The following is a 12,828-nucleotide window of genomic DNA, read 5'->3' as shown; positions in this document are numbered from 1 at the left end:
GGGTCCTGCCCGCGCTGCGAGTAGCGAGCCAGTACGACCTTAACGCTTGTCCTTTGGCGCGCGTGGGTCGTTGCCGAAGCTGTCCTTCTGCCGGATGCGCCCGTGCTGGTCCTGCACGATGAGCTCGCTCTTCCGCGCCTGAGCCTTGTCGCGGGCGGCGTCGATCGCCTCGCGCTGTGTGGGGTGGACGCTTGCCGCGCGCCCTGCGCCCTCGCTCCGCACCTTGTAGCCGTCGCTCCGGTTCCCCGTGACCCACACGTCCTTCTTCGCCATCGTGCGTTCTCCTTGGGCGGGCCGAGCCGTCGCTGAACGGATGTAGCACCAGCCTCTGACACCGACTGATGGTCGGTGCGCCACACGGGTTCGGTGGAATGGAGGTAGCGGCAGGGCGCGGCGCGTCGGCGACGGGCGGGCGACGTCTCGTCGCAGCGGCGCGGGCTACGTCTCCCACCACTCCTTCTTCTTGCCGAGCTTCGCGGCGAGCATCAGCTGGAACGCAGCCCGCTCCGCTGCGCGGAGGCTGTCGGAGCGCTGCCCGGCGGCCTCGACCTCCCGAGCGAACTGGCTGAGGTCGCGGGAGTTCCAGTAGATGATCGGGAACAGTACGCCGCGCGGGACCGCGGGGACGGGGGGCGTCGGCGTGCTAGGGTCGGCCTGCCCGAGACTGCTCACGTGATGGATGTAGACGCCGAGTAGACCGTTCTTGTTCGCGATGGACTGCTCGATCTCCCACGCGACCCAGGAGCGCTGCCACGTCTCCCGCCCGATGAGCACGACCGTGACGCTCGTGCCCTTCATCTTGTCGAGCAGGCGCCGGGCGATCTCCTGCGGGTTCTTGCGCTTCACTTCCTCGTACTCGGATTTGTCGAAGAATCCGGCATCGGTCGTGCCGAGCACGACGTTGGAGTTGCGCACCACGTTCACGCGGAAGATGTCGCGCTCGTAGTGGAAGGCGAAATAGACGCGACGTGCCATAGCAACTAACCCTTGAACGCCCTCGCCCCGACGACGAGCACGGTGATGAGGTGGACGGGCCACACGCTTCGGGAGACGACGAAGCGCAACGTGCTGCCCACGACCGCCCTATGCGGAGACGTGTCCATCGAGAACATCGGGGCCTCGCCCCGGACCACCGCGTCGTACAGGTCGCGGAAGAGATGCTCCTGCCGCAGGAAGTACGCGTCCATCGTCCAGAAGAGCAGCAGGGCGAGGGCTACGATCGCAGCGTCCGTCCGACTGCTTGTGAACGTGGAGCCGAGTGCAAACACCGCAGCCATCACTGTAATCGCCCATGTCTTCGCGTTGAACGCGTTCTGGCCCATCCGCCCAATGACGCCCTGGATCATCTGCAGATGCGCGGAGAGGTTCTCATCCGAGCCGGCCCTCGCGGCGGTGTGGGCTCCGGTGATGCTCACGTGACCCTTCCTCCCCGGGCGCACGCTTCGGCCCAGCACCCGCATGATATGCGCCGGGGCTGACACGCGCGGGTCCACGGGTCCACTGGAGCCGGCGACGCCAGAGCGCTCCCATTCACGTTCGGCGTCCGGCGGCCGGCGCGCTTACTTCATCGCCCTGTGCGCCTGACACAGGAACACGATCGACGACGCGCCGAGGTTCAGCGCGAGTTCCACGACGTGATCGTCGATCTCGCGCGGCTTCGCCCCCTGACCATGCCCGCCCTGGCTGTTCCGGATGGGCGGCAGCCCGGACTCGAGCGCGGTCCGCAGCCCCGCGAAAAACGAGTCGAGTCGCGTCGGCACGAGGCCCTTGTCGAACAAGAGCTTCAGCAAAGGCTTGAGGGTCGCGCCCCGATCATGCTTCCAGCGGCGTTGAGCGCAGATCGCCTTCGCCGTGCTCTCGACTGCCTTGGCGGCGTTCGTAATCGCGTCCTCCAGGTCCTTCGCACCGCCGCGGCGGAAGCACCGGTGAGCGTGCGCGAACTCCTCGGCGGGGCCGTCGAACCCGAGTTCATGAAGTAGGCGCCACGCCAGCTCGACCACCTCCTGCTGCATGTACTGTGAGTCGCTGCGTATGAGTTGGTGCGCCTCGACGGAAAACCTGTAGCCCAAGCCGTGATCAGCGAATCGAACATTCAGCTCTTCCGTTGCTTCGTCGGGCGTCAGCTTTGCGCCGTGCCAATGCAGATACGACTTACGGTCGTGCTGCGACTTGTTCCACCGCTCCCGCATCTCGCCGTTGATCGCGCGAAAACCGAGTTCGATGGCGTCGAGGCACTCGTCGGTGTTGCCAACCGCGACGTACTGGTACAGCACGTCGGGCGCGGTGATGTTTCCCCGAATCCAACTGCCTACGCGCTGCAGCTCGAACGACGGGGTGGGAATCTCTCGGTACAACATCCGACCGAGTTCTTCGATGAGTCGCTGCTGGCGGCCGTACTCGTCCCGACCGAGCGCATCCTGGAGGATCATTTGCGCCTGGAGTCGGAAGGCTGGCGGGATCTGGTCATGCTTCACCAGCGGCTGAGGTGGCTTGCGTCGTCGAGAAATCCGGTCGAGCAGCGCCATACAAAGCCTCCAGACGACGCATCATACTGGCGTCCCTGACGGGGCCGAACGGCGCCGAGCGCCAGCCGCGACGCCGCGGTGGCGCCGACCAAGCCTCACCGGTTGCGGGGACGCGTCGTACCGCGTTCTCCGAAGAGCAGGTCGTCCGCGAGGCGCAGCACCTCCTCAGGCGCCGCGCCCTCCGCTGGGTATTGGATCGCGGCGAGCGCCAGCTCCAGCTCCGCACGGGAGGATCGAAGTCTCACCCGCGGTGCCTCTCGGCCGCACGAGCGACGAGCGCAGCGAGGCGAAGCAGATGACCGGGGTGGTCCGCGAACCGTTCAGCGGAATTCGAGTACTCGGCCCAGGTCAACCCAACGATGTCGCTCGGAGGCTTAGCGCCAGCCGCCGCTCGAATCGGTAGCACGGTCACCCCGAGCGCCAGCGCTGCCCCAAGCTCCAGCATGACGTTCGGGTTCAGGTCAGACGTATCGAATACCGCGATGTCTGCTGCGAGGATGTCGCGGATGATGTTGGTGAAGAGGTGCTCTCCATAGCCTGCGGCGAGTTCCGTGAAGACCATCTCCTTGGGGCCGGCCTTCGGCTTCTCGTTGTACAGATCGAGCGCCCAGCGGAATTGCGATTCGATGCGCGACACGAGCAGCTTGCGATCGTAGTGGGCAGAATTCCACTGGTATCCCATCACGACTCGAATCTTTCCTTGTGCGACCAGTGCGTCGACTTCAGCCCAGTGATACTCCGTGAATCCGAACGGGGTTGGAGGCCGCTGTGGTGGTCGGTATGGCCGCTCCACCGTCGCAGTCGCGACGGAGGGTCGCTCAGGTGCCTTCAGCTTCTCGTACGCGTGTCTGCCGCGCGAGTTTAAACCTACATGACCAAACGAGAACGGGTGAGTTCCTAAGAAATCCCGGCGCTCCAGCAGGCCGTTGTCGTCCAGGTACTCGATCGCGTCGTTGATCTCGTCAGGTGACGCCTTAGCGTCGCGGTTTATCAACTCCGAGAGCTCGGCGCCGTTGAACCCATAGCGTCCCCGGCCAGTGTCGCCCGGGTGCTTCTCGTACTCAGCGAGCGCCACAAGGATTCGCTCCGCGAGGTCTTCAATCCCCATCGGTCCCTCCCGCTTGACGAGTACAGCGGGGCTTCGCAACGGTCAACGCCTGTTCGCCCGCAAGCAGGCCGGTCGTGCGAGACGTAGCGCTTAGCCCGACGCCCTCGGCGCCGCCACGTCACTCTCTTTCTACGCCGCGGGCCGGGGCGGCCGCACCCGGACGAAGCTCTCGGCGCGGGAGGCGCCCGCGCACGGGCCGCAGCTCGGCGCCGAGCACGGGCCCCAGACTCGATTGCCGTCGGAGCCGGCCGCCGCGACTTGCTGATTCAGTACCGGACCGGCCGCTCGCGAGAGCGGCCGTTTCGTTCGACGTGAGGCTCAGCGCCGCTTCGCCTTTGGCGGATACTGGTACTGCGGCGGGAGCTTGATCTTCTCGAGGCCAGCCCGGATGTCACGGGCCTCCTCCGGCGTCTCGGCGTGGACCCCCTTGAAGCATGCCTTGAGGCGCCCGATGTGCGCGAGGGTCGCGCCGATGATGAACATCGGCTCGCTAGCGTGAACGTGCTCGGCGGCGCGCGTGATGATCTCGGCGACCGGGAGGCTCACGGTGATCGAGACGCGCACCTCGGTCGGCTCGTCCCCACGCTGCGGCATGTACGGCCACGACGAGGTGAGCGGCGGGGCGGGTTCGAGCGTCCAGCGGACCCCGAGGCGCGCGGCCTCGTGGATCACGGCCTCCTGCATGAGCTGCGTGCGCTCCATGCCGTTCAGCGCTCCGCACGCCTGCTCGAAGATGAGGTTCTCGAGCGGATGGAGCCGGAGCGTCTTCGTGCGGAAGGACTTCCGGTGCTCCTGGACAGGCTGGACTCGGGCCACTGGCATCCTCTCTCCAACTTCACCGGAGCGCGGCCGGCGCGCTCACGTATACGACGAACGGCGTGCCGGCGGCGATCTCGTCGTCGAGCAGACGGAGCCCCACGTGTTGTCCCTCGCCGACGGCGACGCCGCTGAACGTGAGGACGCGGTCCGACGTGCTGATCGAGTCGCACGAGAGCGGGACACGTCCGTCGGCCGGGGGCCTCGCCGAGCAGCTCACTGTGCTTCCCTTCGGGACCAGCACGACACCGTCGGCCGCGACCTCCTCGGTCACGATCGCCTCCGCGCGGCCAGGGTTCGGCCCGGCGAGCACGCGCAGGAGCTTCACTGCGACTAGGGTCCCGCGCGGCAACGTCGCGCGCGGGCTCCCAACCGTCGCGCGATCCGCGAAGTCGGCGGAGCTGGTCCTAAAGGGCGAATGCTCCCGGCGGACGGGCGCCGAGAGCGGCTTCGCCCGGACGGTGGCCGCAACGCGACCGCCGCTGGCCGACGCCTTCGGCCGGACGATCGGCTCGGGCTCCGTGCGGACGTCGCGTCCGGCCGCGCTCGCTCTAGGCGTCGGCTCGGTTTCGCTCGCGCCCGCCGGTTGGACCATCGCCGGCGCGGAAGCCGCCACCGCCGGCGCGGCCGTCCGGAGGTCCTTGCGCGAGAGGAGCTTGACGGAGCCCGTTGCGAGGATCGCGACCGCGCCGGCGACCACGGCCACGCTCGCCACCGCTCGCCGGCGCCAGGCGCGCCGGCGGGGCTGCGCCGTGGCCGGGTCGGGCGCTGCCGTCATGCCCTCGGCGCTGTTCGCGGCAGAGTTCGAAACGTCCTCCGCGACGGCCACCGGATCGGACGCGTCAGGCGCCGCCGCGAGCAGGCCGAGGGATCCCAGCTCCTGGGCGCAGTCGCTCGGCGAGTACGTGATGCCTCTGGCCGTGAGGTACTCCCGGAGAGCGCGGGAGAACGCCGCTCCATCCTGGAACCGATCCGGGGGCCTGCGCGCGAGCGCCTTCGCGCAGATGCCGGCGAGCTCCCGCGGCAGGGCCGCGATCGCCGCCTCGACGTCCTCGGGGCTGCACTCCGCGATCTTCCGCATCGTGCCGATGTCCGTCCCGGCGTCGAAGACGCGGAGGCCCGTGAGCATCTCGACCAGGACGACGCCGAGGCTGAACAGGTCGGAGCGGCCGTCGAGCTCTTCGCTCAGCGCCTGCTCCGGGCTGGCGTAGACGAACGTGCCCCTGAACTGTCCGGTCCGCGTCCGCTCGCGCCCTTCCATGCGCGCGAGCGCCACGCCGAAGTCGAGGAGCTTCACCGCGCCGCTGCGCGAGATCATGACGTTCACCGCGGTGACGTCGCGGTGCACGATCCCGAGCGGGTTCCCGTCCTCGTCGGTGAGCGTGTGGGCGTGATGGAGCGCCTCGGCGACGCTCGCGGCGACGTGACAGCAGAACGCCTCGCTGAGGTGGCGCTCCGCCCTGCGGGCGGCGCGCAGGGCGCCCCTCACCGTCACGCCGTCCACGTACTCGAGGACGAGGTAGTAGCGGTCTCCGACCAGCGCGAGGTCGTAGGCCTCCGCGATGTTGGGGTGGCGCAGCTTGCTCGCGAGCTGCGCCTCGTACACAAACGCCCGGCGCGTCGACTCGTCGACGTCGAGGCCTGTGAGGATGCACTTCAGCGCCACCGGGCGAGCGAAGCCGGCTGGGCCGAGCCGGCGCGCAAGGAACACCTCCGCCGTGCCGCCCATGCCGAGCGAGCGTACGATCTGGTACCGCGTCGCCTCCGCGCCGAGTTCGAGGGTTTCTCCAGGCCGAGGCGCGCCGCTCAGACTGGCGCCGCTGCCCGAGGTGGTCGTGACGGTGGCTCCGCCGGAGCGGGACCGCAGCACTCCCGGCCTGTCGCCCGTGAACGTCATGGCGGGTTAGAAGTCGAGGCCGCCCACGGTGACGGCGCGGCGCTTCCCACTTCCCTCGGAGACGGTGAGTTCGAATGGCCCGCCCGTTGTGTCACCCTCTGGGAGCCGGAGCGACACGACCCCGCTGCTCACCTTCTGGAACTCGATCGTCCGCTCGGAGAGGTACTCGCGCTTGCTCGCGCCCTTGTTAACGATCACCGACCCGATCTCGACCGGGATCCGCCCGCGGTTTTCGACGGTGAACGAGAGGATCACCTCGCGACCGAAGTAGCAGAGTTCGGTCACCTCCAACACCACGTCGTCGTTCCGAGCGCGCGCGCCCTTCTTTGAGCAGTGGTGCGGCTCGCTGAACGCGCGCAGGAAGCGGCCGCTCACCTCGGACTCGATCCGGGTCGCGCTCTCCGCCTCGAGCTTCGCCTTCTCCGCTCGCACGTACTCGCTCTCGCCGGAGCGGTTCGGGTAGACGAGCACGACCCGGGTGTCGGCTGCCGACTTCCGCTCGACGCGCTCCAGGTAGAGCATGAGCGTCGTGTGCTCGAGGCGGACGAGCACCGTCGTCACCGGCTCCTCGCCCGGCTTCGTGCGCCGCCCCGCGTCGCCGTTCGGCGTTATGGCGAGGTACCGGCCCTGCGCGACCGGCTCGACGCGGAACAGCGCGTCGCTGTCCGGGTTCTTCCCGTCGGTGCAGTCGCCGCACGACGGCGCGCCCAGCATGTCCTCGGGGAATTCCACCGTGGTGAGAAGGTTCCGCGCAGTCCGGATGGCGATGGCCTTTCCGACCGTCTTCTCGTCGAGCACGATCTGGCGAACGCCCTTTACCCCTGCCTCCTGGGCCGCGCCCTTGGCGAGGGCGCGAGGAGCACCGCCTAGCATCGCGAGGGCGACCGTGCACTGCACCAGCGTCCAGACGCGCGCCATGTCCGCGGACCTCCTCCGTTCGCCTGCGAGCGACGGATGTAACCACGGCATGGCTCATCGTGCCATGGCATAGGGGGGTCCGCAATCGCCTGGCGCGTGGCGAGGCCGCAACCCGCGCCACCCGGTCGCGGCCCGGCTGGGGCCTGAGACTCCTGGAAGACGGCGCCCTGTCGCTGCGCTTCTGCCCGGCGTCGCCACTCCCGCTCCGAGTGGCCGCGCTCCGAGCCGGCCGAAAGCCTGCGCGTCCTCCGCGCCCGCCCGCGCCACCTCACATGAAGCTTCGGTGGCACGGCTCCTCCGGAGGGCTCCGCCGCGGCGCCGTGAAGCGTCGGACGCGCGATCGGCCGGCTCTCCGCGCTTCTGGCGCTGCCTCAGCCGCCCCAACCCCGGGTGAGGGCGGCATGAAGCCGCGCCCACCACAGGGAGACGGAAGATGGCCAACACCACGTACACCGTGAAGAAGGCGAAGAAGCAGGGCGAGAAGACGTTCTACCAGGAGATCGGCAAGCTCCTCATCCGCGAGGGCGGCAAGAACGGCGTCCTCTTCCTGCACCACCTCGATGGCGAGTTCGCGGTCTTTCTCCAGGAGCCGCGCGACACCGAGAGCGCCGGCAAGTAGTTTCGCCCGCGGCGGGGGCGCCTGTCGCCCCCGCCGTCCTCGCTTCAGCGCGGGCGAGCCGAGCGGGCACCGCGCCGCCCGGTCCGGCGCGGCGGCGCGGTGCCGCCCTACACGCGAAGGAGCCCCATGCCAGCCACTGCCAGGAAGAGCGCGGCGCGAACGGTGAAGCGCCGCCCAGCCACCAAGCCGATCGCGGTCGCGCTGCTCGACGTCACTGCCATCGACCCCTCGCCGGAGAACCGCCAGGCCGACGTCGACCTCGCTCCGCTCGTCGAGTCGGTGCGGACCTACGGCATCCAGATGCCGATCAAGGTCCGGCCGAAGGGGGACCGCTTTGAGATCGTCTTCGGAGAGCGGCGGTGGCGCGCGGCGAAGGAGCTCGGCCTCGACACGATTCCGGCCACCATCGAGGACCTCACCGACGAGGAGGCGCAGGCGCGCCGAGTCCTCGAGAACACCCAGCGGAAGGACCCGCACGCGCTCGAGGAGGCCGAAGCGTACGAGCGGCTCCTCGCGATGCGCGACCGGAAGGGCAAGCCGATCCACACGCCGGAGTCGATCGCAAAGGTCGCGGGACGCTCCCCGGCCCATGTCTACAACCGCCTCAAGCTGACCGCGCTCGCCCCGGAGCTGCGCAAGGCGTTCTATGCGGGCGAACTCACCGTCACGGGCGCCTTCCTCATCGCGCGCGGCATCCCGACCGCGCTCCAGATCGAGGCCTGGGCGCGCATGAAGCGCTACGCCGATGAAAAGGCGTACGAGGACGAGCTCGACGACGGCGGGCACTTCGGGACCGCCGCGATCGAGGCCGTGATCGAACGTGACTACGCCTTCCGGCTCGACGGCGCTCCCTTCCCCGTGAGCGACGCGACGCTGGTCGCGCCGGCCGGTCCGTGCACGACCTGCCCAAAGCGAAGCGTGAACCAGCCCGCGCTCTTCTCCGAACCGGATAGCAAGGACGTCTGCACGGACGTCGCGTGCTGGCGGACGAAGGTCGCCGCGTCCGTGGACCGGGAGCGCCGCGAGGTGTTCGCGGCTGGCGGCACCGTGCTCCTCCAGGAGGAGTCGAGGCGCGTATTCAACGGGGGCACCACCCTCCCCTGGAACAGCGCCTGGATCGACGTCGACGCGGCGTGCCCGGATCACCCGGACCGCGTGCCGTGGCGCGAGCTGCTCGGCGACTTCTGCCCTCCGCCGGTGCTGGCCTTCACCTCGGCCGGAAAGCCGGTGCGCCTCGCGATGAAGGAAGAGGTCACGGACGCGCTCCTGCGCAACGGGATCGACCTCGGCGCGCTGCGCGCGCCAGTGGAGCCGCTCACCGACCCCGAGGACGGCGAGGAGCCGTTCGAGGACGCGGCGGAAGCGTCGCGGGCACCCTCGGCGATTCAGGATCCCGCCAAGGCGCGGTTCGCCGCGGACGTCGCCCGCACGATCCGCCAGCGCATTCTGGCCGCCGTCGTGGCCGCCGCCGAGGCGGCGCCACCCGACGACAACCGGTTCGCTGCGCTCGTCTACGAGACGATCCTCCACGGCGGGTACCACAACGCGGTAGTGGACACCGTGAAGCGCCGCCTCGGCAGGGTGCCGAAGGGCGAGCAGCCCACGGCTGCGCTCGCGACCATCGCGTCCGGTGTCGAAGCGCCGGCGCTCCGGGCCCTCGTCCTCGAGCTGTGCCTCTCGCGCGGCGCCTACTTCGTCATGTCGAGCGAGAAGTACCCGCGCGACCTCGCTCGCGCCATCGAGACCTACGGCATCGACGCCGTGGGGATCGAGCGCGCGGTCGCGGAGGAGCTCGGCGCGAAGCGCGCGGCTCGCCTCGCCAAGGCGAGGCCCGCCGGCGCGTAGCGCTCGAGCCACTGCGGGAAGCGTTGCACCCCCGCGCGGCGCGCCCGTTTCGTTTTGCGGTAGGCGTGTCCTCCCTGTCACGGCCGACCGCGGGCCCCCGGGGCAGCTGGCCCCGGGGGCCTCTTCTCGTGAGAAAGCGCGGACCGACCTCGCTGGTCCGCCGGAGAGTTCGCTCCCACCTCCCGTCGGCGCCGCCGCCTCCCTGACGGGGAAGGCGGCGCGGTGCCGCCGTCACACAGACGAGGTGGCCCATGGAGTCGAAGACTGTCGAAACGCCTAGCGCTCACGAGCGCCTGGAGCTGCTCGGAGCGCGCGCCCTCTCGGACGCCGAGCTCGTCGCGGTCCTGCTCGGCCCCACGGCCGGCGCGAACAACGTGCGCGACGCCGCTATCCGCTTGCTCGACGAGAAGCCGCTCCCCGAGATCGCGTGGGCCTCCACCGACGACCTGCGCCAGGTGACCGGGATCGGGCCCGCGCGCGCGGCGGCGCTCGTCGCCGCGTTCGAGCTCGGCCGGCGCGGTGCGTGGTCGCCGCCGAAGCGCGGGGAGCGACTTCAGGACCCGGCGCGCGTGTACGAGCTGCTCCGCGACGTCGCGCACGCCGAGCGTGAGCAGTTCCACGTCGTGCTCCTCGACGTACGCTGCCGGCTCATCAAGACGGCGAAGATCTCCGAGGGCTCGCTCACCCAGTGCCCCGTGGCGCCACGAGACGTCCTCCGCGAGGCACTGCGCGTCGGCGCGCACGGAGTCATCTTCGCGCACAATCATCCCAGCGGATCTGCCGACCCGTCGCCGGAAGACCATGACCTCACGGAGCGTCTCAGGGCGGCATCCGAGCTGGTCGGGTTGACGGCAAGGGACCATCTGATCCTCGCGAGCGGCGGGTACTACTCGTTCGTCGAGGCGGGCCGCTGGCGCAGGTGACCGCCGCACCCTCTCCCCACCGGTCGCGGGCACCGCGCCGCCTCACGCGTGGCGCGCGGCGCGGTGCCGCGCTCGTTCGACAGGGAGATCTAAGCCATGAGCCTCTCGCTCATCCGAAACCACCTCCAGACCGCGGGCGAGCACGTCGGAGACATGCTCTGGTGGACGCTCCAGGACGCCCGCATCAGCAGGGCACGCCTGGAGGAGGTCTGGACCGGCGCCGGGCTGTCCACCGCGCTCCTCCCCGAGCCGCCGACGCCGGAGAAGGCGCTCCGCACCGCCGTCCGAGAGGCGGCGGTCGGGCAGCAGGGCCACCTCATCCGCCTCGGGAAAGAGGACGACGACGAGCTTGTCTTCGCCGTCGTCGAGGAGCAGCGCGACGGCGCCGGGAACGTCAGCTACCGGCAGGAGGCGCGCCTCATCCTTCAGAAGCAGGCGACGCCGGCTCTCGCGAGCGACGCGCCCGATCACGAGCTCGTCCGTGCCGTGCGGGAGCGCTACGAGGGGCTCCTCCGCACGCACACGCCGGACGACGTCCGGCGCGCGCTCGTGAAGACGCTCGCCTCCTGCGCGGCGGTGACGCTCCGCGAGCACGGCGGCATCTACTGGGTGCCCGCGCCGTTCGCGGCGACGCTCCGGCGCCTCCAGATGGCGGTGGCGGGGATCGGCGGGAGCCGCATCGACGTCGTCCCGGTGCACGCTTCACCGGAGGCCTCCAAGGCCCTCGGCGACGCTGCGCGCTCCGCGCTCGAGCAGGACCTCGCCCTGCTCACCGCCGAGATTGACGCCTTCCTGCGGGAGCCGCCCGATCGCGTGTCCACGCTAACGCGCCGGCTCGCAACCTTCGACGAGCTGCGCGCGAAGGCTCGCCTCTACCACTCCGTGCTCCACGTCCAGGTCTCCGACCTGGATGCGAAGCTCGACGACCTCACCCGGCACGTCGAGGGCCTCCTCCAGGCCAAGGCTTCCTGATCCCGCATCACTCACGAGGTCACGACATGTCCCAGAACGCCACCACCACGTCTTCCGCCCTGCGCGTCCCAGTCGAGCAGCTTCGGCAGGAGCTCAACGCCCGATTCCCGGAGCGCCGCGAGGTCATCGACGGCGCGCTCTGTGCCGTGCTCGCCGGCGAGCACGTTCTCCTCCTCGGACCGCCCGGTACGGCGAAGAGCGCCCTCGTGCGTTCCATCGCCCGGGCCTTCGGGGGCCGCTACTTCGAGCGGCTCCTCACGAAGTTCTCGACTCCCGAGGAGCTGTTCGGCCCGGTGAGCCTCAAGGCGCTCGAGCAGGATCGGTACGCCCGGGTCATCGCGGGCAAGCTGCCCGAGGCGCAGTTCGCCTTCGTCGACGAGGTCTTCAAGGCGAACTCCGCCATCCTGAACAGCCTCCTCACCGCGATGAACGAGCGCCTCTTCCACAACGACGGCGCGCCGCTGGTGATGCCGCTCGTGAGCCTCTTCGGCGCGTCGAACGAACTCCCCGATGGGAAGGAGCTAGAGGCGCTCTTCGACCGCTTCCTCCTCCGTTTCGACGTGCAGTACCTCCGCCGGCCCGCGAGCTTCCGCGCGGTCGTGACGGGCCCGGAGCCGGCGCTCCCCTCGGCGTTCACGCTCCAGGACCTCCTCGAGGCCCAGGCCGCCGCCGCGGCGGTGGCCATCACCGACGCGACCGTGGACGCGCTCGTGGCGGTGCGCGACGCGTGCTCCGCGGAGGGCATCGTCGCCTCCGATCGCCGCTGGAAGAAGAGCCTCCGCGTCGTCCAGGCGCACGCATTCCTCGCCGGCGAGGCCGCGACGACGCCCGAGGACCTCCTCGTCCTCGTGGACGCGCTCTGGCGCGAGCCGAAGGAGCGCGCCAAGGTCGCGCGGCTCGTCGGCGAGCTCGCCGACCCGGTGAGCGCGAAAGCGGCGGAGATCCTCGACGCGGCCCGCGAGACCGCCGCCAAGGTCGCCGGGCTCCGCTCCTCCGACCGGAAGGCCTACATCGCGAGCGCGGCGCAAGCGCTCGACGACTTCAAGGCGCAGCAGGCGCGGCTCGCCGAGTTGGCGCGCGGGGCGGGCCCGCGCGCCAAGGTGGCCCTCGCCGACGCCGGGCAGGAGATCGCGCAGCTCCACGCGGACCTCGCCCGTTGCGTGACGCACGGGCTCGGGCTCGCCACCGCCCGCTGAGGAGGCGCG

Annotated in this window: 13 protein-coding genes; 5 read left to right on the top strand and 8 right to left on the bottom strand. The window is 70.0% G+C overall.

Annotation, left to right across the window (positions count from 1 at the left end):
- Positions 1–39 precede the first annotated feature (39 nt).
- The 8 genes from A2CP1_RS05655 to A2CP1_RS05620 form a co-directional block, all read right to left on the bottom strand.
- Positions 40–273 carry a DUF2188 domain-containing protein gene (locus A2CP1_RS05655; protein WP_012632469.1) on the bottom strand — a complete coding sequence of 78 codons (234 nt, stop codon included), beginning with the start codon at positions 271–273 and terminating at the stop codon, positions 40–42.
- 165 nt (positions 274–438) lie between these two features.
- Complete coding sequence (locus A2CP1_RS22780; RefSeq protein ID WP_012632468.1) at positions 439–975, bottom strand: TIR domain-containing protein; 537 nt, start codon at positions 973–975, stop codon at positions 439–441.
- A 5-nt stretch (positions 976–980) separates the two neighbouring features.
- Positions 981–1,415 (bottom strand): hypothetical protein, encoded by a 435-nt coding sequence (locus tag A2CP1_RS05645; RefSeq protein ID WP_012632467.1) that lies wholly within the window; start codon positions 1,413–1,415, stop codon positions 981–983.
- Positions 1,416–1,559: 144 nt separating this feature from the next.
- On the bottom strand, positions 1,560–2,525 hold the full coding sequence (locus tag A2CP1_RS05640) for an STM4504/CBY_0614 family protein (RefSeq protein ID WP_012632466.1): 966 nt from the start codon (positions 2,523–2,525) through the stop codon (positions 1,560–1,562).
- Between the two features lie 241 nt (positions 2,526–2,766).
- On the bottom strand, positions 2,767–3,633 hold the full coding sequence (locus A2CP1_RS23235; RefSeq protein ID WP_012632465.1) for a hypothetical protein: 867 nt from the start codon (positions 3,631–3,633) through the stop codon (positions 2,767–2,769).
- A gap of 318 nt (positions 3,634–3,951) precedes the next feature.
- A complete protein-coding gene (locus tag A2CP1_RS05630) occupies positions 3,952–4,455 on the bottom strand; it encodes a hypothetical protein (protein WP_012632464.1) in 504 nt (167 codons plus the stop codon).
- A gap of 13 nt (positions 4,456–4,468) precedes the next feature.
- Positions 4,469–6,346 (bottom strand): protein kinase domain-containing protein, encoded by a 1,878-nt coding sequence (locus tag A2CP1_RS22775; RefSeq protein ID WP_049771359.1) that lies wholly within the window; start codon positions 6,344–6,346, stop codon positions 4,469–4,471.
- 6 nt (positions 6,347–6,352) lie between these two features.
- Positions 6,353–7,264, bottom strand: coding sequence for a hypothetical protein (locus tag A2CP1_RS05620; RefSeq protein ID WP_012632462.1), 912 nt, complete (start codon positions 7,262–7,264; stop codon positions 6,353–6,355).
- Between the two features lie 433 nt (positions 7,265–7,697).
- Here A2CP1_RS05620 and A2CP1_RS05615 point away from each other — a divergent pair, with 433 nt between their 5' ends.
- From A2CP1_RS05615 to A2CP1_RS05595, 5 genes are all read left to right on the top strand, one after another.
- Positions 7,698–7,883 carry a hypothetical protein gene (locus A2CP1_RS05615; RefSeq protein ID WP_012632461.1) on the top strand — a complete coding sequence of 62 codons (186 nt, stop codon included), beginning with the start codon at positions 7,698–7,700 and terminating at the stop codon, positions 7,881–7,883.
- 126 nt (positions 7,884–8,009) lie between these two features.
- Positions 8,010–9,728, top strand: coding sequence for a ParB/RepB/Spo0J family partition protein (locus A2CP1_RS05610; RefSeq protein ID WP_012632460.1), 1,719 nt, complete (start codon positions 8,010–8,012; stop codon positions 9,726–9,728).
- A gap of 251 nt (positions 9,729–9,979) precedes the next feature.
- The gene (radC, locus tag A2CP1_RS05605; protein ID WP_012632459.1) at positions 9,980–10,651 is read left to right on the top strand and encodes a RadC family protein; all 672 of its coding nucleotides are present in this window, start codon (positions 9,980–9,982) and stop codon (positions 10,649–10,651) included.
- Between the two features lie 96 nt (positions 10,652–10,747).
- Positions 10,748–11,623 (top strand): DUF6744 family protein, encoded by an 876-nt coding sequence (locus A2CP1_RS05600; protein WP_012632458.1) that lies wholly within the window; start codon positions 10,748–10,750, stop codon positions 11,621–11,623.
- Positions 11,624–11,649: 26 nt separating this feature from the next.
- A complete protein-coding gene (locus tag A2CP1_RS05595) occupies positions 11,650–12,819 on the top strand; it encodes an AAA family ATPase (RefSeq protein WP_012632457.1) in 1,170 nt (389 codons plus the stop codon).
- Positions 12,820–12,828 lie beyond the last annotated feature (9 nt).

Origin of the sequence: Anaeromyxobacter dehalogenans 2CP-1 (assembly GCF_000022145.1) — a bacterium.
Classification (GTDB): Bacteria; Myxococcota; Myxococcia; order Myxococcales; family Anaeromyxobacteraceae; genus Anaeromyxobacter; species Anaeromyxobacter dehalogenans.
Note: the sequence above shows the minus strand (reverse complement) of the source record. Positions and strands in the feature narration are given on the sequence as shown.